The 21,776-nt window shown below is 65.2% G+C and carries 23 protein-coding genes, 1 tRNA gene and 1 pseudogene; 8 read left to right on the top strand and 17 right to left on the bottom strand.

The annotated features are described in order from the left end of the window. Nucleotides 1-118 precede the first annotated feature (118 nt). The 5 genes and pseudogenes from NKH51_RS18610 to NKH51_RS18590 all read right to left on the bottom strand — a co-directional run bounded on the left by NKH51_RS18610 (nt 119) and on the right by NKH51_RS18590 (nt 2,911). Nucleotides 119-757 carry a hypothetical protein gene (locus NKH51_RS18610; protein ID WP_254763160.1) on the bottom strand — a complete coding sequence of 213 codons (639 nt, stop codon included), beginning with the start codon at nt 755-757 and terminating at the stop codon, nt 119-121. A 281-nt stretch (nt 758-1,038) separates the two neighbouring features. Beyond that, nucleotides 1,039-1,497, bottom strand: a pseudogene (locus NKH51_RS18605) (DUF7845 domain-containing protein); the annotation flags it as partial. Nucleotides 1,498-1,528: 31 nt separating this feature from the next. Further along, a tRNA-Pro gene (locus NKH51_RS18600) sits at nt 1,529-1,601 on the bottom strand. 91 nt (nt 1,602-1,692) lie between these two features. Next, nucleotides 1,693-2,295 (bottom strand): tRNA (pseudouridine(54)-N(1))-methyltransferase TrmY, encoded by a 603-nt coding sequence (trmY, locus tag NKH51_RS18595; protein WP_254763159.1) that lies wholly within the window; start codon nt 2,293-2,295, stop codon nt 1,693-1,695. 58 nt (nt 2,296-2,353) lie between these two features. Beyond that, the gene (locus NKH51_RS18590; protein WP_254763158.1) at nt 2,354-2,911 is read right to left on the bottom strand and encodes a metal-dependent hydrolase; all 558 of its coding nucleotides are present in this window, start codon (nt 2,909-2,911) and stop codon (nt 2,354-2,356) included. Between the two features lie 109 nt (nt 2,912-3,020). Here NKH51_RS18590 and NKH51_RS18585 point away from each other — a divergent pair, with 109 nt between their 5' ends. Continuing rightward, nucleotides 3,021-3,206, top strand: coding sequence for an HVO_A0556 family zinc finger protein (locus NKH51_RS18585; protein ID WP_254763157.1), 186 nt, complete (start codon nt 3,021-3,023; stop codon nt 3,204-3,206). Nucleotides 3,207-3,513: 307 nt separating this feature from the next. On the opposite strand, the gene NKH51_RS18580 is transcribed toward NKH51_RS18585, so the two are convergent. The 3 genes from NKH51_RS18580 to NKH51_RS18570 all read right to left on the bottom strand — a co-directional run bounded on the left by NKH51_RS18580 (nt 3,514) and on the right by NKH51_RS18570 (nt 5,285). Further along, nucleotides 3,514-3,702, bottom strand: coding sequence for a DUF8028 family protein (locus tag NKH51_RS18580; RefSeq protein WP_254763156.1), 189 nt, complete (start codon nt 3,700-3,702; stop codon nt 3,514-3,516). 9 nt (nt 3,703-3,711) lie between these two features. After that, nucleotides 3,712-3,903, bottom strand: coding sequence for a DUF7511 domain-containing protein (locus NKH51_RS18575; protein WP_254763155.1), 192 nt, complete (start codon nt 3,901-3,903; stop codon nt 3,712-3,714). A gap of 272 nt (nt 3,904-4,175) precedes the next feature. Next, on the bottom strand, nt 4,176-5,285 hold the full coding sequence (locus NKH51_RS18570) for a S1C family serine protease (RefSeq protein WP_254763154.1): 1,110 nt from the start codon (nt 5,283-5,285) through the stop codon (nt 4,176-4,178). Between the two features lie 144 nt (nt 5,286-5,429). Here NKH51_RS18570 and NKH51_RS18565 point away from each other — a divergent pair, with 144 nt between their 5' ends. Beyond that, nucleotides 5,430-6,791: a tRNA pseudouridine(54/55) synthase Pus10 gene (locus tag NKH51_RS18565; protein ID WP_254763153.1), complete on the top strand. Its 1,362-nt coding sequence runs from the start codon at nt 5,430-5,432 to the stop codon at nt 6,789-6,791. Between the two features lie 343 nt (nt 6,792-7,134). Next, nucleotides 7,135-7,998: a hypothetical protein gene (locus NKH51_RS18560; RefSeq protein ID WP_254763152.1), complete on the top strand. Its 864-nt coding sequence runs from the start codon at nt 7,135-7,137 to the stop codon at nt 7,996-7,998. Between the two features lie 76 nt (nt 7,999-8,074). On the opposite strand, the gene NKH51_RS18555 is transcribed toward NKH51_RS18560, so the two are convergent. Both NKH51_RS18555 and NKH51_RS18550 read right to left on the bottom strand, forming a co-directional pair. Further along, nucleotides 8,075-8,266 carry a helix-turn-helix transcriptional regulator gene (locus NKH51_RS18555; RefSeq protein ID WP_254763151.1) on the bottom strand — a complete coding sequence of 64 codons (192 nt, stop codon included), beginning with the start codon at nt 8,264-8,266 and terminating at the stop codon, nt 8,075-8,077. A gap of 3 nt (nt 8,267-8,269) precedes the next feature. After that, nucleotides 8,270-8,665: a hypothetical protein gene (locus NKH51_RS18550; RefSeq protein ID WP_254763150.1), complete on the bottom strand. Its 396-nt coding sequence runs from the start codon at nt 8,663-8,665 to the stop codon at nt 8,270-8,272. Between the two features lie 220 nt (nt 8,666-8,885). Between NKH51_RS18550 and rnhB the strand changes: the two genes are divergently transcribed. Next, complete coding sequence (gene rnhB / locus NKH51_RS18545) at nt 8,886-9,554, top strand: ribonuclease HII (RefSeq protein WP_254763149.1); 669 nt, start codon at nt 8,886-8,888, stop codon at nt 9,552-9,554. A 69-nt stretch (nt 9,555-9,623) separates the two neighbouring features. Then, nucleotides 9,624-10,001 (top strand): DUF8147 domain-containing protein, encoded by a 378-nt coding sequence (locus tag NKH51_RS18540; RefSeq protein ID WP_254763148.1) that lies wholly within the window; start codon nt 9,624-9,626, stop codon nt 9,999-10,001. 45 nt (nt 10,002-10,046) lie between these two features. On the opposite strand, the gene NKH51_RS18535 is transcribed toward NKH51_RS18540, so the two are convergent. Genes NKH51_RS18535 through lonB form a run of 3 tightly spaced genes read right to left on the bottom strand, consistent with a single transcriptional unit; the run spans nt 10,047 to nt 13,613 of the window. After that, nucleotides 10,047-10,385: a hypothetical protein gene (locus NKH51_RS18535; RefSeq protein ID WP_254763147.1), complete on the bottom strand. Its 339-nt coding sequence runs from the start codon at nt 10,383-10,385 to the stop codon at nt 10,047-10,049. 24 nt (nt 10,386-10,409) lie between these two features. Then, nucleotides 10,410-11,462: a CPBP family glutamic-type intramembrane protease gene (locus NKH51_RS18530; protein WP_254763146.1), complete on the bottom strand. Its 1,053-nt coding sequence runs from the start codon at nt 11,460-11,462 to the stop codon at nt 10,410-10,412. Then, nucleotides 11,463-13,613, bottom strand: coding sequence for an ATP-dependent protease LonB (gene lonB, locus NKH51_RS18525; protein ID WP_254763145.1), 2,151 nt, complete (start codon nt 13,611-13,613; stop codon nt 11,463-11,465). A 291-nt stretch (nt 13,614-13,904) separates the two neighbouring features. Here lonB and NKH51_RS18520 point away from each other — a divergent pair, with 291 nt between their 5' ends. Both NKH51_RS18520 and NKH51_RS18515 read left to right on the top strand, forming a co-directional pair. Next, complete coding sequence (locus NKH51_RS18520) at nt 13,905-14,423, top strand: nicotinamide-nucleotide adenylyltransferase (protein ID WP_254763144.1); 519 nt, start codon at nt 13,905-13,907, stop codon at nt 14,421-14,423. Between the two features lie 28 nt (nt 14,424-14,451). Further along, complete coding sequence (locus tag NKH51_RS18515) at nt 14,452-15,303, top strand: SAM hydrolase/SAM-dependent halogenase family protein (RefSeq protein ID WP_254763143.1); 852 nt, start codon at nt 14,452-14,454, stop codon at nt 15,301-15,303. 36 nt (nt 15,304-15,339) lie between these two features. On the opposite strand, the gene NKH51_RS18510 is transcribed toward NKH51_RS18515, so the two are convergent. Together NKH51_RS18510 and thsA are read right to left on the bottom strand one after the other, a co-directional pair. Beyond that, nucleotides 15,340-15,711, bottom strand: coding sequence for a HalOD1 output domain-containing protein (locus NKH51_RS18510; protein WP_254763142.1), 372 nt, complete (start codon nt 15,709-15,711; stop codon nt 15,340-15,342). Nucleotides 15,712-15,832: 121 nt separating this feature from the next. Beyond that, nucleotides 15,833-17,377: a thermosome subunit alpha gene (thsA, locus tag NKH51_RS18505; RefSeq protein WP_254765179.1), complete on the bottom strand. Its 1,545-nt coding sequence runs from the start codon at nt 17,375-17,377 to the stop codon at nt 15,833-15,835. A 187-nt stretch (nt 17,378-17,564) separates the two neighbouring features. Between thsA and NKH51_RS18500 the strand changes: the two genes are divergently transcribed. Next, nucleotides 17,565-18,392: an amidohydrolase family protein gene (locus tag NKH51_RS18500; RefSeq protein ID WP_254763141.1), complete on the top strand. Its 828-nt coding sequence runs from the start codon at nt 17,565-17,567 to the stop codon at nt 18,390-18,392. A gap of 37 nt (nt 18,393-18,429) precedes the next feature. On the opposite strand, the gene NKH51_RS18495 is transcribed toward NKH51_RS18500, so the two are convergent. Both NKH51_RS18495 and purH read right to left on the bottom strand, forming a co-directional pair. Continuing rightward, nucleotides 18,430-19,785: a glycerate kinase type-2 family protein gene (locus NKH51_RS18495; RefSeq protein ID WP_254763140.1), complete on the bottom strand. Its 1,356-nt coding sequence runs from the start codon at nt 19,783-19,785 to the stop codon at nt 18,430-18,432. 252 nt (nt 19,786-20,037) lie between these two features. Continuing rightward, nucleotides 20,038-21,675 carry a bifunctional phosphoribosylaminoimidazolecarboxamide formyltransferase/IMP cyclohydrolase gene (gene purH, locus NKH51_RS18490; RefSeq protein ID WP_254763139.1) on the bottom strand — a complete coding sequence of 546 codons (1,638 nt, stop codon included), beginning with the start codon at nt 21,673-21,675 and terminating at the stop codon, nt 20,038-20,040. Nucleotides 21,676-21,776: the final 101 nt, after the last annotated feature.

Here is a 21,776-nt window from a genome sequence, read left to right as displayed (position 1 = left end):
CCATCTACCACCGCTATAACGTCTCTGTACCGTCCGGTATCGGCCAGTTCGTCTTACCCTCAGCGCAGCGCGCGCTCTGCGCGCCGCGAAATTGCCCTGCCTCTTAGGGGCAATATCATCAGTAATCTCGCTGAAAGTTCATTTCATCACCATCTTCGGAAAGGGGTGAAATCAAGCCGAAGTAATAGAGAATGAGCGTAAATGCAAAAAGAGCAAAAAGACCTATCAAAATAATCACGAATGCGACATCGAAAACCCCCATTCTAACAAATGTTCTAACTGTGGTATCAATGAGTGTGATTGAAATCAATCCTAACGTAAGGAAAGCAACTGCTCGATTGACATCATGTTGACGCTTTGAACGCTGGAGTTCACGCTCTTCTTGCCACCCTACTCGTCTATCCTCGAATGTTTGTTGACGTTCTAATCGTTTATCTTCTCTTGAATGACGATCCTTTTCCAAAACTCTCTCATGTGCAACCTTGAATCCTTGTGGAGTCAAAGTGAAATTGGCTGATCTGGAACTTTCTGGTTTTAGTAGGCCTGCAGCTTCCATGAATGTTAGTGCATCATCTACTTCCGGGTAGCTCAAATCAAGTTCATCGCATAATTCATCGCGGCAAATAACGGTATTATCATGGGCGTCTTCTTTTCGTCTAATTTGTTGTTGTTGCCCCTGATAGAGCAATTCTAAAATGGAAGCCCAAGTCGGTTCATCCGCCATACCATAGAATTTCATCTTAGATACTTCAACCATGTCAAAAGTTTCGAAGGGACGTTTCATGTGGATCAACTGGAGTCGTGCGTGCGGAGGCGGGGTGGGGTGCTGTAATTTTTTGGCTCAGTCCCCTTGGGGACACCCGCCAAGGGGCGGTTCGCGCGCAGCGCGAATCCGTCCCGCAGGCGTCGCGGTGCGGTCGTGGCGATCGCCACGGCTACCCCAACCGGAGACAAATCAACTTGTGAAAATCAGCCGCTGATGAAAGTGTGATTGCGGAAATGAAACGGAGGGGTAGTGTTGCCACTACCCAAGCCGGTTCAGCGGTCGGCGACTGCGCCGACGAACCCGGTTTCAGTCCCACCGCCAGGCGTCTTCCAGGTCAGTTCGATGCCGCGGAGGACCGTCGGATCGTTTCCCGACTTCGACCACTTCTCGAGGGCCGCTGCGGCGATCGTCTGGACGTTCTCGAAGCTATCCGACTTCAGCCGGGAGAGAATCGTGTCGATCCGCATTCGCCGGGGCTCGCCCTGATCGTCGAACGAGAGGTCGGCCCCGTTCTTCGCGAGCCATTTCTGAAACGGCGACGACTCCGCGACGTGATCGGCCAAGCCCATGAGGTGTTGCATCCGGTCGGCATAGCTCTCGATCGCGTACTCGGCGGACTCGACGAGTGCTCAGAGTTCCCCGCGGTACTTCCGGGCCCGGAGCGATACGTCGCCCTGATCGAGCTCGAGGATATCGGCGAAATCGGCGATAGTCGCACCGCCGTCGGTTGCTGTCGCTCACGGGTTTGCGATGCGGGAAAAGTGGGCCGGCGCAGATTCGAACTGCGGTTACGGCCACCCGAAGGCCGAAGGATACCAAGCTACCCCACCGGCCCGCATTCTAAGCGAACGCGTCCGTTCGTTTAACGCTTGCGAAAGGGGTCGTCAGCCCGCCGGCGGTGGCGCCACACTCGCTCGAGTTCGCCCTCAAAACCGCTCGTAGCCCGCCGTGTCCAGATAGTGGTGCGCGATCGTGATCGCCTGATCGGCGTGGAGCAACTGCGGCCCGAGCCGGAGTCGCCGGTCGGCGTACTCCTCGAGCAGCCCCGCTTCTTCGTCGGTGAAATCGCGGTGATCCGAGAGCACGAACACCGCGTCCGCGAGCGCCTCGGGGCGCACATCCGCGATCGCATCGCCGTCCTCGTGTAACTGAACGATCGGGCCGTCGTCGGCGATCGCCTCGAGCGTCGCCTCGAACCCGCGTCGGTACAGTTCGACCCCCGGACTCGGCTCCGCGGGGAGCGCGCCGATGGCGTCCTCGCGGTGCTCGAGGGCCGTGCGAACCAGGGCGGCGGTGCTGCGCTCGTCGGGGTTGAGCCGCCGGAGCTCGCTCCCGTCGAAGGTGATGGTGTACTCGTCCTGTGCGATCAGGTGGACGCGAACGTCCTCGCGGATACCGTGGGAGGTGACGAACGCGGCGGTGATCGACCGACAGAGCGCGTCGAGGCGGCCGGCCCCGCCGGCGAGGTCGTCGAGCGAGAAGTCGGGATCGGTAGGGACGTCGTGCCCGATGAGGACGAACTGGCGCATACCGGGTGGAAGGCGGCCGGCGGGATAGCCGCCACGATTCGGCGGCGACGGGTCGCGGTCAGGACTGCACGCCGAGGCGGCGCTCGAGCGACGTGCGCACCAGTCCGAGCCCCGGCATCCCATCTGCATACCAGACGACGACGGCGGCCGCGAAGAGGGCGAACTGCGCCCACTCGTAGAGCCCCAGTTCGTAGTAGTGGAGGAAGGCGTCGAGGATCCCCGCGACGGGGGCTTCGGGCGGTTGCTCGAGGACCGGCCAGAGGAGGTAGGCCGCGCCGGCGTACTCGCCGCCGAGGACCGACGGCGGAACGTCGGCCAGCAGGTGCGAGCCGTAGCCGACGAGGAAGCCGACGCCGATCGGCCGGGCCTCGAGACGCGCCGCGAGGACGACGACGAACGGGATGAGAATCGCCGCGGTGAACAGCGAGTGCATGAGGGTTCGGCCGCCGGGCAACACCCCGAAATTCCACGCGAGCGGTTTGTCGATCAAATCGGGAAACTGCGAGCCGACGGCGAGTGCGATCGCCGGCAGCGCGCGCGGCGGGCGGTCGAACTGCCGGCGAGCGACGACGGCGTAGAGCAGATAGGCGACGGCGAGGTGTCCCCAGGGCCACATCCTGCGGGCGTACAGCGGACGCGAGCATAGGCCCTTCGACTCGAGACGCACCGTCGGGCTGCATAGGCATGGCCAACCGTTTCCTCGGTCTCCGGTATGGAGTGTCTATATGGCGAAATCAGAGTCGTCGCAGTCCGGCGGAAAGCGGCAGCTACTCGCGATCCTCGAGGGGCGGACCTGTCCGGACTGCTCGGAGGGGGTGCTCGAGCGCACCACGTACAAGAGCAAGCGGGCGGTCGTCTGCGACAGTTGCGGCACGCCGCGGGCGCAGGTCTGGTCGGCGGCGCTCGACTGACGGGTTCGATTAACGCTCGAGCGACCGATTGCCGCGTCGACACCGTCGACGGCACACCAGTCGCCGTGGGCGTCGTAACACCGCGACTCCACCGGTTTCCCGCATCGACATCGGTGCTGTTCGTCGCGGAGCACGAATCGGCGACAGAACGGACGATGGGCCCGAATGTGAACATCTTCAGCGCTGAACACGTCTTCCGTTTTGGCGCATCACGGACTGATCGCGCAACGGGAACGACGACGATCGAACGGTCGAGACGGCGGCCGGTGGAACGAGCCGAGACCCGGAACGCGGGAGAGACGAGCGCTCAGCGGGGCCGCGACCCCGAATAGTCGTGGCCGACGACGAGGGCGAGCGCGTGGACCACCAGGAGGCCGAGAAACAACGACAGGCGACTGATCGAGTCGATGCCGCCCACGATGATAGGGAGATAGGCGACTGGCAACAGGGTTCCGAGCCAGAATCCGGCCGCGGTGACGGAGTGACTCACGTGCATCGGTACCGATTAGCGGATCGACTCGAGGGCGACGAAGGAGCCCTCGTGGGCCGAGATCCAGGTCGTCGTCAGCACGTCCTCGCTGGCGTCACGGGGGAAAATCGCACACTCGTTTGGGGCGTCGTCGTTCTCAACCGTGACGTGCTCGAGATCGGTGATCGGTGCCTCGGTGTCGGGCGGGTGGAAGTCGGCATCGGTCATGGGGTGTCAGGCGGCGGGTACTCGCGCCGACCAATGATACCGGATTCCGTACTATTGTTATCGAGTAGCTAACCCGAACAGTCCGGGCGGTAGCGTCCGAATCCGCCCCGGTTCGGACCATTCAATCGGCCGAAAAAGAACTCGATAGGTCCTGATGTGTACGATATCGCTACGGGGAAATTCGGGCGGAGCGAAACGGGCTGAAATGGGGTAAACGATCCGTTGTAAACGGTCTTCGGCAGCCCTCCGGGGAGACCGCGACGGGGGACGGCTCAGACCGCGGGCCGAGCGCCGAGGGTCAGTTCGCGCGTGATCGTCCGGTCGTCCCGGCGGAGCCGAACCGCGATCGTATCGCCGGGGCTGGTCTCGAGCGCCAGATACGTCGAGAGGGCGTGACGGTCGGGGATCGGCTCGCCGTCGATTGCGAGGATTACATCGCCGCCGACCGGGATCGCCTCGTCGCGCCGTCGGACGGTCCCCGAGGCCGGCCGGAGGACGCCGTCGGCTCCCGAGCCGTCGACGGTGGCCGTGACCATGACGCCGGTCGCCTCGGGGAAGTCGTTGGCCTCGGCGACGAGCCGATCGACCGTCCGGAGCCCGACGCCCATGTAGGAGTGCTCGTACTCGCCGTCGTCGATGAGCGCCGGGACGACGCGTCCGGCCAGCGCCGCCGAGATCGCGAAGGCGATGTTGTCGCCGCCGCCGGAGTTGATGACGCCGACGACTTCGCCGTCCAGATCGACGAGCGGCCCGCCGCTGTTGCCGGGGTTGACCGCGGCGTCGGTCTGGACGACGTTCGGGAACGAAAACTGCCGCTCCGGGAGCGTCAGCGTCCGGTCGACGCCGCTGACGATCCCCGTCGACATCGTCCCCTCGAGGCCGTAGGGGTTGCCGACGGCGGCGACCTGCTGGCCGACGACTGGCCGCTCGTCGGTCAGCGACAGCGGCGTGGCCGCCTTCGGAACGTGGTCGACCTCGAGGACGGCCAGATCGCTGTAGTAGTCCCGGCCGACGAGTGTGGTGCTCGTCCAGTCGCCGGTGATGTACTGGAGGTCGGCCGCGGTCCCGTTGGCGATGACGTGGTCGTTGGTGACGACGTGGCGATCGTCGTAGAGGAAGCCGGAGCCCTGACCGCGGCCCTGTACACCCGTGTTGGGATCCCGGACCCCGAAGACGCGGACCTGCGTGACCGATTCGATGATCGCGTTGTAGAGGTCGGTAAAGGCAGATCCTTCAGCGAGGTTTCCCCGGTCGATGTCGTACGTGGAACTCCCCTCGATCGAACTGTCGGCGCGGGGCTCGGCGCAGCCGGCGACGGCGCCGGCGAGGCCGGCGCTCGCGGCCGCGAGAAACGAGCGCCGATCCAGTCGGGAATCGTGCATGATGGGGCGATAGGACCCGACCCATTTGAACCTCGGGGCAAACGGGCGGCGTATTCAAGCCGCGGCGGAGCGGCGAGCAACGCGCCGGCGTCCGGCCCCCGCGAAGGGAAAACGTGTTACCCGCGGCCGCCCGACTCCCGAGACATGATCACGGAAGACGCCCGCGCGCTGCTGTCGACGGGTGCCGTCTGCGACTCCTGTCTCGGACGCCCCTTCGCCGAGCGCAGTTTCGGGCTGACCAACGCCGAGCGCGGCCGGGCGCTTCGCACGACGATCGCGCTGGCCGACGACGAGGACTTCGACCCCACCCCGCCCGCGGACTGCTGGGTCTGTGAGGGCTACTGCGGCACGTTCGACGCCATCGCCGACGCTATCGCCGACGTCCTCGAGGGCGTCGACTTTGCCACCTACCAGGTCGGCACCCGCGTCCCGCCGCTGGTCGAGGAGAACGAACGCCTGCTGCGCGAGGACGCCGGCCTCGAGCCCGACGCCGGCGAGTCGATGAAGCGCGAAGTGAACCGCGAGGTCGGCCGCCGCGTCGGCGCGACGACCGGAACCGAGGTCGACTTCGACCGGCCGGACGTGCTCGCCGTCGTCGACCTCGAGGGGTTCGATCCGCTCGAGGCCCTCGAGTCGGGGACCGTCACGAGCCACGCGGTCGACGTGCAGGTCAATCCCGCGTTCGTCTACGGCCGGTACCGCAAACTCGAGCGCGACATCCCGCAGACGGAGTGGCCCTGCCGGGAGTGTGGCGGCAGCGGCGTCCAGCTTGGCGACGACGGCGAAGAGCCCTGTGACTACTGCGGCGGCTCGGGCTACATGTACGATACGAGCGTCGAACAGGTCGTTCGACCCCACGTCGTCGACGCGATGGACGGCGACGAGGGCACCTTCCACGGCGCGGGCCGCGAGGACGTCGACGCGCGCATGCTCGAGGAGGGGCGGCCGTTCGTCCTCGAGGTGAAACGACCCCGATTGCGCGACCCAGATCCGGCGGCCCTCGAGCGCGAGATCAACGACGCCGCCGATGGCGCGGTCGAGGTCGCGGGACTCCGGCTGGCGACCCACGAGATGGTCGAGCGCGTCAAGGAACACGACGCGAGCAAGCGGTACCGGGCGGACGTCGAGTTCGCCGAACCGGTCGAGGAGGACGCGTTCGACGCCGCGCTCGCAAAACTCGAGGGAACGACCGTCGACCAGTACACGCCCGAGCGGGTCGACCACCGGCGAGCGGGACTCACCCGCCAGCGGACGGTCTACGCGATCGAGGGAGATCTCCGTGGACCGACCGAGGCCGAAGTACGGCTCCACGGCGAGGGCGGCCTCTACGTCAAAGAGCTCATCAGCAGCGACAACGGGCGGACCGAGCCGAGCGTCGCAGGGTTGCTCGAGACCGACGCCGAGGTGACGGCGCTGGACGTGACCGGCGTCGAGGGCGAGGACGAGCCGTTCGAACTCGATTCGTTCTTCCGAGACGAACCGCGTGCAGACAGCGAATCGATGTGAAGTGACGCTTGACCAACGCGGCCAACAACGGTCTGTACCGAACCGCGATCGGACGTGACGAACTGAGGCCATCGAATTCACCCGGGTTCGACATATCCGTTTCACGTCGAGTCCGTTCCTTTTTGCCACCGAACGGGAGACGCAACTGAAGGTAGTCATCGGTATCGCTTGTTTCGTCACCGAAGAACCCCTGTGAGTCTGAATCGCAAATTCGAGTTTAGAAGTACCGCTATCGAGACGCCGAACCACACCAAAATATGTAAGTTGACCTAAATAAAATATCTTTTATTATGATCTGAAGGGAGAAATTTAATGCTTTAGATTACAATCGTACTGACGAGGTATGAGCGGAAAATTTAATCGGAGAAAGATGATGAAAGGTCTCGGTGGAACGGCCATCGGGATGGCAGCAACGACGACGGTTTCAGCAGAGGATGATCCAAAAGAAGCGCTGGCAGAAAGCGAGCAGATAAAGCAACTGCTGAACGCCGTCGGTAACCCGGAAATTGAATCGGTAGAGAAAAAAGAGCATCGCCATCATGACAAAAATTCAGTGATTACGACTCGAGCAGAGACCGAGATCGGCGAACTGGTCTACGGTGAATTGGACCGGTCGAACGACGGCGTGTTTTCGTCATATTTTGAAGTGGATTCGTCGTCGAAAAGTGAAGACCTCCCCAAGCAGTATCGGTCCTCGCCGAATGATACTGAGATCATCTTGGTTAACGAGGATAGCGAAGGAGTTCAGACGTACCGGACTGCGACGAGCGAAGAGCTATCCATCTTGGCAGAAATCACGGGATCTAATCCAGACGAGATTTCAGCGTCCTACAAGAAGGAATTCAACGCGTTTGAAGTCACGAATCAAACCGAGGAAGTGTTAACGTATGTCTCAATAGTAGGCAACAGCGATACTTACTTGCAGAGACAAGCAATCAGTCCGCTTCGTTCAGAACGATATGAAGTGGATGAAATATCGAAACAAGACGTGTCGACACAGGGTGATGGTTGTTTCGCGCTATTCGGACCGTGTCCCAGTTGCGCAGTCGGCGGCGTGACGTGTGCTGGGTGTGCTGGAGCGTGTGTGACTGGTCCGCAATGTTCTCTGTGTCTCGTCGCGACTTGTGGGTACGCCGGCGGGAGTTGTGGCTGCTGTCTCATCTGTATCGACAATGTTCCAGATGACGGGAATGTCGTCTGCGGCTGATCACTCGGCTACAGACTGATCCCTTCTTTCTTGTAGTGAAATATTTTTAAGGAGAGATGGTCAATTCAGATCCGTACTATTCAGGGGAGAACAGGTCCTCTATATCACATTCAAAGTAATCGGAAAGCTTGAACGCGAGGTCAAGTGATGGATCGTAGCGTCCCGTTTCAATGGCATTGATGGTCTGACGGGTAACTCCAACTTCCTTAGCCAATTCCTCCTGCGTAATGTCGTGCTTGGCACGATAAACATTCAGATCAGACTTCATTCTTCATCTTACGTATTTGTAGTATCCGAACGTCAGTGCATAAGCTACTATACCGCTAATCAGATAGATATTATTCTGGCCTTTCGCCGGGAAAATCGAAAGTAACGAATTCAAAGCGATGATCGATACGAGAATCCAAAACGAATCGAGGCCGGCCTTTCTGTGGAAGTTTACGGACCGTTCATCCTGTATCGCTGTTTGATTACGGCTGGCGGAAATGTTCCTGTAGCTATAGAACAGGAGGATCATCGACGGGACAACTAATCCAAGGTATCCGATTAGTGGAAAGTCATAGTATTGGAACACTCCAGCACCGCCGGCGAAAATCAAAACCGCACCTGCTGCCAGCACTACTCCTTTCCGTCGTTGCTGTGAGAAGTTCAATTGTGACTCACTCATAGGTCATCCCCGTGCGTTCATGATCGGTTAGGTTAGTCCAGACTCGCTCGACCTTGTCAAGTCTTCCAGACGTTCTGGATGGTATACCTTCCATATAGGACGTAACACCATACACAGCAATAAATATTTCCTAGACCGCCTTAGCAATGAATGTGCAGGGTGACGGAAAACGCGTCTGCAATTACAGAGCTTTTTAGAATCCGGTAATGAATCTACGAATGTGCCATTCGGCGTCGACGAGGCCGGCAAGGGCCCCGCGCTGGGGTCGATGTTCGCCGCGGCCGTCCACTGCGAGGACTCGAGCGCCCTCCCCGACGGCATCAAGGACTCCAAACGGCTCTCTCCCGAACGCCGCGAGGACCTGGCGGCGACCCTGCGCGAGGACGACCGGATCGCGGTCGGCGTCGCCGAGATCACGCCGGCCCGGATCGACGACCCGGAGACGGACATGAACTCGCTGGCGGTCGCAGCCCACGCCGCAGCGATCGCGGGGGTGGCCGACTGCCTCGAGCGCGACGCAACGGGCGCCCCGCTCACCGGCCTCTGTGACGCCTGCGACACCGACGCCGAGCGCTTCGCGCGCCGCGTGACCGAGGCCTGCTCGCTCCCCACCCTCGAGATCGACGCCCGCCACGGCGCCGACGACGAGTCGCCGCTGGTCGGCGCGGCCAGCATCGTCGCCAAGGTCGAACGCGACGCCCACGTCGCCGCGCTGGCCGACGAGTACGGCCCGGTCGGTAGCGGTTATCCGGGCGATTCGACCACCCGCGAGTTCCTCGAGACGTACGTCGACGACCACGGCGACCTCCCGCCGTTCGCGCGCGAATCGTGGTCGACCTGCAAGAACCTCCTCGCCGACGCCGAGCAGACCGGGCTCGAGCAGTTTTGAGACTTCCCCGTCAGCAGTATTCGTCGGAGCACCTATTGCCGATCCGGTCGTACCGTCGCCGTGATTGACATGCGCCTTCGAACGCTCGGCTCCGCCGCCGCGGCGGGCACCGCGACGTTTCTCCTCGTCTTCGCCGTCGTCTCGGAGCTGTTGCTCCCCTACATCGAATTCTCGGTTCTCGTCGGCCTCCCGGCCGGAATCGCCGCCGGCGTCTCGGTCGCGGCCGTCGTTCTCGTCCAGTTCGGCCGTGACGGAGATCCGACACGTCGGGCGCTCGCTCGAGCGCTCAGGGCGTTCGGCGTTGCTTTCCTCGCCGTCTTCGTCGTCGCCTGGCTCGGGTCCGGCGTGACGATCGCTATCGCGGCCGGAACCCTGTTGGGGACCCTGGCAGGGATCGTCGTCGGCGTCCGGTCTCGGCTCGGGCGCGGATCGCTTCCGACCGGCTAGCACGCGGGAGGGAAACCCGCGGCTCGAGCGAGTGAGGGCTCGAGATCAACCGCGCAAGACCGCGTAGCCGTAGCAGCCGACGCCCGCAAAGACGAGCAGCGACGAGAGCGAGTCGACGGCGGTCACGTCGGCGAGGACGGCGACGATCGAGAGCGCACCACCGATGACGAGGCAGACCGCGGCGGCCACCAGCGCCGATCGCGTCCCTTCCGCCCGGTCGTACAGCGTCGCTCCCACCGCCATCGCGATGACGCCGAAGCCGACTTCCGCGACCGTCGCCGCCAGCGGATCGGCCGCGATCGTCGCGTAGGCCAACACCGCGAAGTAGCCGACGATCAGGGCGACGATCGCTCGAGCGCGGGTTTCCCTTCCAGCCACGTCCATGGCCTGACTACCGACCCCTCGCCCTTAGCCTTCGAGGGTTTCGGCCCACTCGAACTCGAGGCCCTCGTGGACGACGAACTCGAGGGCGTTGACGAGGTAGTGGGCGACGACGACGACCAGCAGGCTTCCGGTGACGACGAAGACCGCCGCGAGGACGAACCCGAGGAGCCCGGTGACGACGACGCCGACCGAGCCCTGCATCCCGTGGCCGAGCGCGAACGCGACCGACGAGCCGACCGCGAGCAGCCACGGCGAGATCCCGAAGCCGGCGGCGGGGACGCCGATCAGCGCCGCCCGGAAGAGGAGTTCCTCGAAGCCGGCGACGATCGGCAAGACCCCGAGCAAGAGGAGCAGCCAGCCCCGGGTCGAGTCGGGCGAGAGCAGTTCGCGCAGTTGCTCCTCGTGGTCGAAGCCAAAGCGAGTCGCGGCCGCCGCGGCGAGTTCGTTCGCGGCGTAGAAGACGATCCCGGCGACCGTTCCCAGGACGAGTCCCGTCTCGAGGTAGGCCAAGGAGAACTCGACGCCCAGCGCGGACGGGGGAATCGCCGTGTAGACCGCCGCGCCGAGCAACACGAGCGCGAACAGCCCCTGCGAGAAGGCGACGTTCGCGAGGACCATCCCGGTCGACAGCGAGTCGGGGTCGACGCCGCGTTCGACCGGCCGTCGGCGACGGTCGTCCGTCGCGACCGAAGCGGCCGGCTCGCTCGAGTCGCGTCGATCGGATCTATCCCGATCGTCGGCGGCGTCCGCCACGCTCGAAGGCGAGTGCGGAGTCGCCGGCTCGCCGGCTCGAGTTCCGTCGCCGGAGTCGGGCCTCGGCGCGCCGGCGGGGCGTCGATCCGGATCGGTCTCCGCGGGCGGGTCGACGGTCGACTCCGAATCGCGTGGCGGTAAGTCGACCGCGATGTCGACGCGGTCCGGGTCAGTTGCGACCCCGGTCTCGTCGGACGGGTCCGTGGTCCGGTTGGTTCCGTCCGCGTCGCCGTCGCTAAACGCCGATTGGGTCAGGTGCGAAAGAACGAGCAATAAGACGAGGACGACGCCCGTCAGGCCGACGAACGTCGCCCACTCGGGCATTTACTGCGGACTCGGGTTCGAGCCGCCGGCGGAGCCGACGGTCCCCTGGTCGAACGCCGAACCGGTGATCGACTTGAGTCGATCGACCAGCGAATCCTTCTTCGGTTCGCCCATCAGGGCGACATCTAAGACCTCGCTGATGTTCGCACAGGGGATGATCTCGATCATTTCCTCGTACTCCTCTTCGATCATCACGTCCTGTTCGTTCGCTTCGGGAATGATGACCTTGCTGCAGCCGGCCTTTGCCGCGGCCTCGATCTTGTGGGTGACCCCGCCGACCGGAAGCACGTCGCCGCGCACGGAGAGCGATCCCGTCATGGCGACCGACTGGTCGACCGGGATGTTCTCGAGCGCGGAGATGACGGCGGTCGCCACCGTGATGGAGGCGGAGTCGCCGTCGACGCCCTGTTGGCCGGCCTGAACGAACTGGATGTGGATGTCCTTCTCCGAGAGGTCGACGTCGGAGAACTTCTTGATGATCGCGGAGACGTTCTGGACGGACTCCTCGGCCATCTCTTTGAGCTTGCCGGTGGCGATCACCTGACCGCCACCCTGGGCGGGCGCGATCTCGGCCATCACGGGGAGCATGATGCCCGAGTCCTCGCCCATGACGGCGAGGCCGTTGACGCGACCTTCGACGCCGCCCTCGTTGACCTGCAGCTCGTAGTCCTTGCGGCGCTCGATGTAGTCGTCGGCGAGCTGTTGCTCGATCGAACGCGAGCGCTGCTTGGCCTGCAGCACGTCTTCGCGGGTGGTGAACTCGCGGTCCTCGGCGCGGGCGATGTCGCCGGCGACGCGGACCAGGCCACCGAGGCTGCGGAACAGCAGCGTGAGGTGGTTCTTCCGGCCCGACCGGCGCTTGGCCTCGAGGATGACCTCTTCGACGGCGTCGTCCGTGAAGTGGGGGAGACGGCCGTCGCGTTCGACCTCCTGAGCGACGAAGCGGGCGTACTTGCGTCGCATCTCGGGGGTGTCCTCGATGGTGTCGTCCATGTAGACCTCGTAGCCGTACCCCTTGATCCGGTTGCGGAGCGCGGGGTGCATGTTCTCCATGGCGTCGAGGTTGCCAGCCGCGACCATGATGAAGTCACAGGGGACGGGCTCGGTCTGGACCATCGCGCCCGAGGAGCGCTCGGACTGGCCCGTGATGGCGAACTCGCCTTCCTGAATGGCGGTCATCAGCTTCTGCTGGGTCCGGATGTCGAGCGTGTTGATCTCGTCGACGAACAGCACGCCCTTGTTCGATTTGTGGATTGCGCCGGGTTCGACACGGTCGTGGCTCGGCGTCTCCATGCCGCCGGACTGGAACGGGTCGTGGCGGACGTCACCCAGCAGTGCGCCGGCGTGGGCACCGGTCGCGTCCTCGAAGGGAGCGACGCGCTGATCGCCGTTGTTGACGATCATGTTGGGCACCATCGCGTCCGTACCGCGCGAGGTGTAGCGGAAGATCAGCCAGATGATCCCTGCCGCGAGGATCCCCAGCAGGATGCTTCCCGAGAGGATCGCGTACCCGACGACGATCGCGATGATGATCCACATCAGGATCGAGCGCATCTGGTTGCGCTTGCGGGCTTCCTCCTTGTGAGCGTCGATGATCTGTTCGCCCTTGCCGGCGGGAACGGTGCGGACCTTCGGCTCGTTGCCGTCGTCCGGGTTGTGGTAGACTAAAACGTCCTGAAGATCCTCCTTGGGCAGCAGTTGGCTCATCGCCTTCGCCAGCATCGACTTGCCGGTCCCTGGCGAGCCGATCATCATGACGTGCCGGCGCTGCTTGGCCGCTTTGATGATAATATCTCGTGCTTCGTCCTGGCCGATGACCTGATCGACGAGCCGATCGGGGACCTCGATGTCCTCCGTCGAGTCGATCTTGAGGCCGCCGAGGAGGTCGTCCTCGGCGATCTCCTCGTCGACCTCGACGCCGGGATCGACCTCGACCGTACTGCCGAGGTCGTTGACGGTCTCGATGTCGTCCTCGTCGGACGACCTCGAGCGCTCGTCGGTCGGATCGTCGACGTCAGTGCGACGGTCGCCGTCCTCCTCGTACGGCGACCGTTCTCCCTGACGCTCGCGCTGCTCTTCGACGGAGTCCCCGTCGGGAGCGGCGTCCGGAGCGTCTTCGGGAGGGTCGTCAACGTTCGTATCGTTACTCATAGAACTCTGTTCGGTATCTGTTTCGAAGGGATTGCGACTGATATACTTTCTCCATGCGGAGTATGGTGTCAGTTGCTGATTCCGGGAGACACAGCGGTCGACGGGAGGGATCAGGCCGAGCCTACCGCGTGTTCGCTTCATATCAAAACTGTCCTGAATATATCGGTTCGTGACCGATCGGCCTCGAGCCGCGGCCGTCACGCCGCTCGAACGCCGTGAACGATCGGCCGGGTCCGTCTCGGTCGCGGGGAACTCGCCACGCTTAAGCGGGCCGCTCGAGCAGTATTCGGCATGACTCGGGGGTTCTACATCGGCCGGTTTCAGCCCTTCCACAACGGTCACCGGAGCATGGTCGAGCAGATCGCCGAGGACGTCGACGAGCTCGTCCTCGGGATCGGGAGCGCCGACAACTCACACACCGTCCGGGATCCGTTCACCGCCGGCGAACGGATCATGATGATCACGAAGTCGCTGGTCGACACCGATCTCGTGACCTACGCCGTCCCGATCGAGGACCTGGAGCGCAACTCGGTGTGGGTCAGTCACGTCCAGAGCATGAGCCCCGATTTCGACGTGGCGTACTCGAACAACCCGCTGGTCATCCAGCTCTTTCGCGAGGCCGACATCGAGATCCGCCAGTCGCCGATGTTCAACCGCGAGGTGCTCGAGGGATCTGAGGTCCGCCAGCGGATGATCACCGGCGGCGACTGGGAGTCGCTGGTCCCCGAGGCCGTCGTGGAGGTCGTCGAGGAGATGGACGGCATCGAGCGCATCCAGATGGTCAGCGACTCCGATTCGAACGGGGCCTAATTTACGGCGACGATTCGTAGACCACCGCATGATCACGCTCGCGTCTGACTTCGGGACGCCGTACCCGGCGGCGATGAAGGGCGTCCTGCTGCAGCGAACGGACGCCAGGCTGGTCGATATTGCACACGATTTCCCCCGGCAAGACGTTCGCGCGGCCGCCTTCTGGCTGCGGGAGGTCCTCCCCTATTTTCCGCCGGCGACCCACCTCGTCGTGATCGATCCCGGCGTCGGCACCGACCGCGACGCGCTCGTCGTTCGCGCTGGCGACCACGCACTTGTCGGCCCCGACAACGGCGTCTTGCTCCCCGCCGCACGCCGACTGGCGGGCGCCGATTCCGATTGGCTCGAGGCCTACGCCGTCGACGAAACCCGCCTCGAGCCGGTCGAGCCGGCCGGCGAGAGCGCGGGGGCCGCGAGCGCGACGGCGCTGTCGGGGGACGGCGGCCCGGCGAGCGCCACGTTCCACGGCCGAGACGTGTTCGCGCCGGCTGCCGCGGCCGTCCACGAGGCCGAACTCGACGCGCTCGACGACCTCGAGTGGCTCGCGCCGACCGCGTTCGACGCCGACCTCGAGCTGCCGACCGCCGAACTCGCAGAGGGGCGCGCGATCGGCGAGGTGCTCGTCGTCGACGGCTTCGGTAACGCGATCACGAACGTGCCGGGCTCGTCTCTCGACGGGCGCGAGCGGATCGCGGCGAACGGCGAGGTCGTTCCGGTCGGCGAGACGTTCGCGGCCGTTCCCGCCGGCGAGCGGCTGGCGACCGTCGGGAGCCACGGCTACGTCGAACTCGACGTCAACCGGGGGCGCGGCGACGAAGCCTTCGGACTCGCGGCCGGCGACCGGGTGGTCCTCGAGCCGGCCGACGACGCCGATTGCTGACCGACTCGCGGCCGGAAACCGCAATCCGCACACCCGTCAGTCGTCCGCGGGCCGGAGACGCCGCCGCGTCGGATCGATCACGATCTCGCCGTCGGCACGCACCGTCACGGCGCACTGGGAGAACGTAAAGGAGATCGAACCGTCGCCGACGCGGGGCTCGTCGCCGCGCCAGTGGACGAACAGCGCGTTCAACGCGTCCGGTTCGACGCACTCCGAGAGCGGCTCGAGGTCGTCGGGCTCGACCTCGAGCACCGACGAGACGGTCATGAGCAGGGCCGTGCTCACTGGCTCGTATGCCCCCTCGTCGCACCACGTGTGGTAGGTTTCCCGGCCCTCGTCGTAGTAGACCGTTCGGCCGGTCGTGGTACCGATAGGCGTCAGGTTCGCTCGCGGAGCGGTTCCGGACATGATATCCTAAAATATCATATGTTAACACTTAACACTATTGGCCAGTATACACGACGAGGCAGCGATGGGAACGGGCGGAAAAACGGTCAGTCGCTCGAAACAGTAGCAGGGACGGGTGACGCTACTCCGCGGCGATGACGTCGTCGATGCGGGCGATCATCGTGGCGGCCTCGGTCGCGCTCTCGACGGCTTCGCGCTTGACGTCGGCGGGGTCGACGACGCCGTGCTCGAAGGGATCGTCGATCGTGACCTCGTCACCGCTGGTGATCAGACCGGCCCGGCCCTCGGACTCGTGGGCGGCACGAAGGTCCACGAGCGCGTCGATGGGGTCGCGGCCGGTGTTGGCCGCCAGCGTTCGGGGAACGACATCGAGCGCGTCGGCGAAGGCCGTTACGGCGAGCTGTTTGCGGCCCTCGATACCGGCGGCTTCCTGCCGGATCTTGTCCGCGATCGCGATCTCGGTCGCGCCCGCGCCGGGGACGACCTCGCCGGATTCCAGCGCCGTTGCGACGACGTCCAGCGCGTCGCCGATGGCACGCTCGAGTTCGTCGACGACGTGTTCGGTGCCGCCGCGGACGAAGACGGTGACGGTCTCGGCGGCCGCGCCGCCCTCGACGAACGCCAGATCGTCGTCGCCGAAGTTCTCGGTGTGGATGCGGTCGGCGGAGCCGAAGTCCGCCTCCTCTAGGTCCTCGAGTGCGCCGACGCGGCGAGCGCCGGTCGCGGAGGCGACCTGTCGGGCGTCGCTGTCGCCCAGTCCCTCGAAGACGAGGATGCCCTCGTTGGCGAGGGCGTTGGCGACGCGGTCGGCGACGTCTTCGGTGGTGAAGACGACGTCGGCCCCGCTGTCGGCGACGGTTTCGGCGTAGCCCTGCAGTTCGCCTTCCTCGGCGTCGATGGCGGCGTTGAGCTGGTCGATCGAGTCGATGGCGTACTCGGCGTCGACGTCGCCCGTGCGAACGTCGAGTTCGACGTCCAGGATGGCGATCGAGGCGTCCTCGATCTCGCTGGGCATCGCGTCGTGGACGGGCTCCTCGTCGACGACGATGCCGGGGACGAGTTCGGTCGCGTTCGAGGAGGCACCGATCTGGGTGTGGACGGTGACGTTGTCGCGGGCGACGCCCTCGTCGGTGTCGACGTGGCGGATCGCCTCGACGACCGTCTCGGCCAGCGACTCGGCCGTGAGGCCGCCGGTTCCCTTGCCGGTCATGCTCGATTCGGCGACCTGCCGGAGGATGTCGTCGTCGACGTCGGCCTCGTTGACCTGCTCGTCGATGGCCTCCAGAGCGATGCGGGCGGCCTCGTGGTAGCCCTCGACGATCGTGGTCGCGTGGACATCCTGCTCGATCAGGTCCTCGGCCTCGCCCAGCAGGTTGCCGGCGAGGACGGCCGCGGTCGTCGTCCCGTCGCCGACTTCCTCCTCCTGGGAGTCGGCGACCTCGACGATCATCTGGGCCGCGGGGTGCTCGATGTCCATCTCGTTCAGGATGGTCGCGCCGTCGTTTGTGATGACGACATCCCCGCCGGAATCGACGAGCATCTTGTCCATGCCGCGGGGGCCGAGCGTCGTACGTACCGACTCGGCGACAGCCTTGCCGGCCATGATGTTCGACGACTGGGCGTCGCGGCCCTGCGTTCGCTGGCTATCCTCGCTCATAATGAACATGGGCTGCCCACCCATGCGTCGCTGTTGTGCCATCGTTGATCCTCACTAACCATGTCGTCAGCACTTCTATATAACTCTTTCTCTCCAGCCACCGCTCCGTCTTGCGATTGCCCGTGCGAACCGTCGGCAGGCCCATCGGCGGCGGAGCCGGTAGGGAAATATGGCTCGACTCGGAACCCCACAGTAGATGCTGGAGCTGGAACACGGATTTCGCGTCGTCGACATCGCGACGCGGCTGCCGCCGGCCGACGGCAGCGGGGGGCCCCGGAGACGAACGATCACGGCCGACCGACTCGAGCGGGAAATGCACCAGGCAGGGATCACGAAGGCGATCGTCTTCCCGCCGACGCGGCGGGACGGGAGCTACCTCGCGCCGAACAACGGCGTCGCCAGACGCAGCGTCGACCGGCCGTTCGCCGCCTTCGCCCGGATCAACGGGACCGAGACGCCGGGCCGGAAGGCGACTGGCCGGCTCCACAACGCCCTGAGTCGCCGCGAGGACCACCACACCTCCCCCGACGACGTCGAGAAGTACGCCTACGACGACCGCTTCCACGGGTTCGTCCTCGATCCCGCCGTCGACGACTATCCCGACGAGGAGGTCCTCGCAGCCCTCGAGGCCGTCGGACTGCCCGTGATCGTCCGCGGCGGCGTCAAGGCGCCCCCTGAGACGCTCGCTGAGACGCTGCTCGAGCGCTCCTTCCCCGTCGTCGTCGGCCGATTCGGCGGCCACCCGCTGAACCGCGAACTGATGGACGAAATGATCGACCTCCTCGACGAGTACGACGACTGCTACCTCGAGACGAGTTTCGTCCGCTACCGCGAGCAACTCGAGCGCGCCCTCCTCGAGCACCCCGACCGCGTCCTCTTCGGCAGCGGCGCGCCCGCCTGTCATCCCAACGTCGCCGTCATGGAGATCCTCACCCTCGACGTCTCGGAGGACATGCTCCGCCGGGCGTTCTCGAAGAACGCCTGCCGCGTGATCGACGCGCTCGCGCCGGACGCCGACACCTGAGCCAAGTCAGCGGCTCCCGTTGCCCCGTTCTCGAATCCTACTTGACGATCAGTATTCGGAGGTCGTTCAGATTCGTCCCCGTCCGCCCCGTTCGGACGAGCGCACCGCGGGACTCGAGATACGGATGGACGTCGTTTTCCGCGAGCGCCTCGCGCGCCGCGTCCGGGTCCACGACGGTCGTCCCGTCGACGAGCGCGCCGGCCGCGTCGGTCGCCCCGTCGATCCCGTCGGTGTCGACCGCGGCGACCGTGACGTGCCCCTCACTTCCGTTTTCGTCGCCCTCGGCGAGTTCGAGCGCCGCGCTTGTCGCGAACTCCTGGTTCGGCCCGCCGGTCCCGTCGCCCCGGACGGTCACCGTCGTCTCCCCGCCGGAGAGGATCGCGGCCGGCGGTTCGAGTGGCGTGCCCGTCGCCCGGATCTCCGCCGCGACGGCGACGTGGGTCGTCGCCGCCTCCCGCGCTTCGCCGCGAACGCGCGAGGACAGTATCAGCGGCTCGTAACCGCGCTCGACCACCGCGTCGCGAGCGGCCTCGAGCACGGTCATCCCGTCGGCGACGACGTGATTCGAGACCGCCTCGAAGGCGGAATCGTCGGGACCGGGCGTCTCGGCGATCTCGCCGGCCGCGCCGCGCTCGAGGCGGTCTACTACGGTTTCGGGCGCGTCGATTTCGTAGCGTGCGAGGACCGCGAGCGCGTCGTCGAACGTCGACGCGTCGGGCGCGAGCGGGCCGCTCGCGATCACGCTCAGGTCGTTTCCCACCACGTCGGAGAGGATCACGGCGGCGATCGTCGCGGGGGCGGTCCGGCGCGCCAGTCGGCCGCCTTTCAGCGCCGAGAGGTGCTTGCGGACCGCGTTGATTTCGCCGATGTCGGCCCCGCTCTCGAGCAGGGCGTCGGTGGTCGCCTGTAAGTCGGCCAGCGACACGCCTCCGGCGGGGGCGGCCATGAGCGCGCTGCCGCCGCCGGTGATCGCCGCCAGCACGAGCGTCCCCTCGCCGGCCGCGTCGGCCGCCTCGAGCACCTCCCGAGTTCCGTCGACGCCGCGCTCACTGGGAACGGGGTGGTCACCCTCGCGGACCGCGACGCGCGCCGTGTCCGCGGGGTCGTCCGTGACGACCACACCGCCGTCGATCCGATCGCCCAGTACGGTCTCGAGCACGGCGGCGACGTGGGCCGCGGCGTTGCCCCCGCCGAGGACGACCAGCTCGTCGTACTCGCGGAGGTCGTACGTCGCGTCCGCGACACGGAGGGTATCGTCCGCGAGCGAGACGGCGTCGCGGACGACAGCGCGGGGATGGCCCGCCGCGATTCCGGCCTCGACACAGGCGAGCGCGGCATCGCGGGCCTCGCTCGAGGCGAGACAGTCGCGGTTCTCGATCGTCGGCTCGGTCATACTCAAGCGGATTCGGGGTACCGATAAAAAAAGTCGGTTCGGAACGTCCCCGAACCGCTCAGTCGTGACGGAACCTTCGCTGCCCCGTAAACGCCATCGCGGCATCGACCTTTTTCTCGTCGGGTTCGCTCGCTACGCTCGCTCGCCCTTCTCGAAAGATCTCGACCAAAAAGCCGCTCACTCACTGACTCGCGGCCGGGGCCGCTCGTCGTATCGCGGCGCGTAGCGCCGCGCTTCCGGTCGTTCGCGGCCCTAATCGTGTCTGAAAGACCGCTGCCCCGTGAACGCCATCGCCATCCCGTGTTCGTCCGCGGCCTCGATCACGTCCTCGTCGTTGACCGAGCCACCGGGCTGGACGACCGCCTCGATGCCCGCCTCGGCGGCCTCCTCGATCCCGTCCGGGAACGGGAAGAACGCGTCGGAGGCCATGACCGCGCCCTCCGCGTCCTTGCCCTCGGCGTGTTCGTCGGCCTTCATCGCCGCCAGCCGAACCGCGTCGACGCGGGACACCTGCCCCATGCCGATGCCGACCGTCTCGGTGCCGTCCGCGAAGAGGATGCCGTTGGACTTGACGTGTTTGAGCGTCTGCCAGGCGAAGACCATCGTCTCGAGTTCCTCGTCGGTCGGCTCGCGTTCGGTGACGACCTCGAGGTCGTCGGCCGAAATAGACTGGAGGTCGCGCTCTTGGACCAGTCGGCCGCCGACGAGGGGCTTCTCGGTGAAGCGCTCGGTGCGCTCGCCGAGTTCGCCCACGTCGAGCACTCGCAGGTTGTCCTTCTCGAAGAGCACCTCGAGCGCGTCGTCGGTGTAGCCCGGCGCGACGACGACCTCCTTGAACGAGTCGATAATCTGCTCCGCAGTCGCGACGTTGCACTCCCGATTGAGCGCGACGATGCCGCCGAAGGCGCTCATCGGGTCCGTCGAGAGCGCTTTCTCGTAGGCCTCGGCGAGCGAATCGGCGGTCGCACAGCCCGCGGGGTTGGTGTGCTTGATGACCGCCGCCGCGGGCTCGTCGAACTCCTTGATCAGATTCAGCGCGCCGTCGGCGTCGTTGTAGTTGTTGTACGACAGCGCCTTCGCGCCCTCGTTCAGTTGGTCGGCGTGGACGACGCTGGCCTCGTCCGCGGTGTAGTCGGCGTATACCGCCGCGTCCTGGTGTGGGTTCTCGCCGTAGCGGAGCGTGTCCGCACGGTCGTCCGAAATCAGTCGGCGGGCGGGCAGCCCGTCGTGGTCATCCGCGTCGGTACTCGCCACGTCGGCGTCGACCGAGACCTCGCCGGCCTCGAGATCCACGTTGGCCACGCCTTCGGCGAACCACTTCACGGCGCGGGGGTACGCGCGGAACTCGCCCTCGTAGAGGACTCGCTCTTTCAGACTCTCTTCGTCGTCGCCCTCGTAGACCGGGATCGGCTCCTGCGTGACGATCGGGCCGGCGTCGACCTCCGACTCGATCACGTCGCCGTCCTCGTCGGTCGCGTCGGTGACGACGTGGACCGTACAGCCGGTCACCGAGACGCCGGCCTCGAGCGCGTCGCCCCAGGCGTCCATCCCGGGGAACGACGGTAACAGGGCGGGGTGGACGTTCAGCGTCGTCGGCGCTTCCTCGAGGAACGTGTCGGAGAGGATCCGCATGTAGCCGTCCAGACAGACGAGGTCGAAGTCGTACTCCGAGAGTGCCTCGAGCACCGCCTCCTCGTGCTCGCGGCGGCTCATGTCGTCGTCCATCGGGACGACTTCGGTCGGAATCCCGCGTTCCGCTGCAGCCTCGAGCACCGGCGCGTCTTCCGCGTTCGTCAGGATCACGGCAAATTCGGCCCCGCCCGGCCGTCGGTCGGCGATATTCAACAGGTTGCGCCCTCGGTTGCCGGCCATCCCGGCGATTCGCGTCATGGTCGGACCCGCGCCCGCGAGCGGCAAAGTGGTTGCGGTCTCGAGCCCCGTTGTATGCACGAACGTGTATCATTCGTGCCGTATTCGTGGTTTGGCCCTCA

This window comes from Natrinema marinum (genome assembly GCF_024296685.1).
Lineage (GTDB): Archaea > Halobacteriota > Halobacteria > Halobacteriales > Natrialbaceae > Natrinema > Natrinema marinum.
Note: the sequence above shows the minus strand (reverse complement) of the source record. Positions and strands in the feature narration are given on the sequence as shown.

Coding starts and splice junctions, on each gene's coding strand:
- NKH51_RS18610 (WP_254763160.1), bottom strand. CDS start 757: ATGGTTGAAGTATCTAAGATGAAATTCTATGGTATGGCGGATGAACCG.
- trmY (WP_254763159.1), bottom strand. CDS start 2,295: ATGCGCCAGTTCGTCCTCATCGGGCACGACGTCCCTACCGATCCCGAC.
- NKH51_RS18590 (WP_254763158.1), bottom strand. CDS start 2,911: ATGTGGCCCTGGGGACACCTCGCCGTCGCCTATCTGCTCTACGCCGTC.
- NKH51_RS18585 (WP_254763157.1), top strand. CDS start 3,021: ATGGCGAAATCAGAGTCGTCGCAGTCCGGCGGAAAGCGGCAGCTACTC.
- NKH51_RS18580 (WP_254763156.1), bottom strand. CDS start 3,702: ATGCACGTGAGTCACTCCGTCACCGCGGCCGGATTCTGGCTCGGAACC.
- NKH51_RS18575 (WP_254763155.1), bottom strand. CDS start 3,903: ATGACCGATGCCGACTTCCACCCGCCCGACACCGAGGCACCGATCACC.
- NKH51_RS18570 (WP_254763154.1), bottom strand. CDS start 5,285: ATGCACGATTCCCGACTGGATCGGCGCTCGTTTCTCGCGGCCGCGAGC.
- NKH51_RS18565 (WP_254763153.1), top strand. CDS start 5,430: ATGATCACGGAAGACGCCCGCGCGCTGCTGTCGACGGGTGCCGTCTGC.
- NKH51_RS18560 (WP_254763152.1), top strand. CDS start 7,135: ATGAGCGGAAAATTTAATCGGAGAAAGATGATGAAAGGTCTCGGTGGA.
- NKH51_RS18555 (WP_254763151.1), bottom strand. CDS start 8,266: ATGAAGTCTGATCTGAATGTTTATCGTGCCAAGCACGACATTACGCAG.
- NKH51_RS18550 (WP_254763150.1), bottom strand. CDS start 8,665: ATGAGTGAGTCACAATTGAACTTCTCACAGCAACGACGGAAAGGAGTA.
- NKH51_RS18540 (WP_254763148.1), top strand. CDS start 9,624: ATGCGCCTTCGAACGCTCGGCTCCGCCGCCGCGGCGGGCACCGCGACG.
- NKH51_RS18535 (WP_254763147.1), bottom strand. CDS start 10,385: ATGGACGTGGCTGGAAGGGAAACCCGCGCTCGAGCGATCGTCGCCCTG.
- NKH51_RS18530 (WP_254763146.1), bottom strand. CDS start 11,462: ATGCCCGAGTGGGCGACGTTCGTCGGCCTGACGGGCGTCGTCCTCGTC.
- lonB (WP_254763145.1), bottom strand. CDS start 13,613: ATGAGTAACGATACGAACGTTGACGACCCTCCCGAAGACGCTCCGGAC.
- NKH51_RS18520 (WP_254763144.1), top strand. CDS start 13,905: ATGACTCGGGGGTTCTACATCGGCCGGTTTCAGCCCTTCCACAACGGT.
- NKH51_RS18515 (WP_254763143.1), top strand. CDS start 14,452: ATGATCACGCTCGCGTCTGACTTCGGGACGCCGTACCCGGCGGCGATG.
- NKH51_RS18510 (WP_254763142.1), bottom strand. CDS start 15,711: ATGTCCGGAACCGCTCCGCGAGCGAACCTGACGCCTATCGGTACCACG.
- thsA (WP_254765179.1), bottom strand. CDS start 17,377: ATGTTCATTATGAGCGAGGATAGCCAGCGAACGCAGGGCCGCGACGCC.
- NKH51_RS18500 (WP_254763141.1), top strand. CDS start 17,565: ATGCTGGAGCTGGAACACGGATTTCGCGTCGTCGACATCGCGACGCGG.
- NKH51_RS18495 (WP_254763140.1), bottom strand. CDS start 19,785: ATGACCGAGCCGACGATCGAGAACCGCGACTGTCTCGCCTCGAGCGAG.
- purH (WP_254763139.1), bottom strand. CDS start 21,675: ATGACGCGAATCGCCGGGATGGCCGGCAACCGAGGGCGCAACCTGTTG.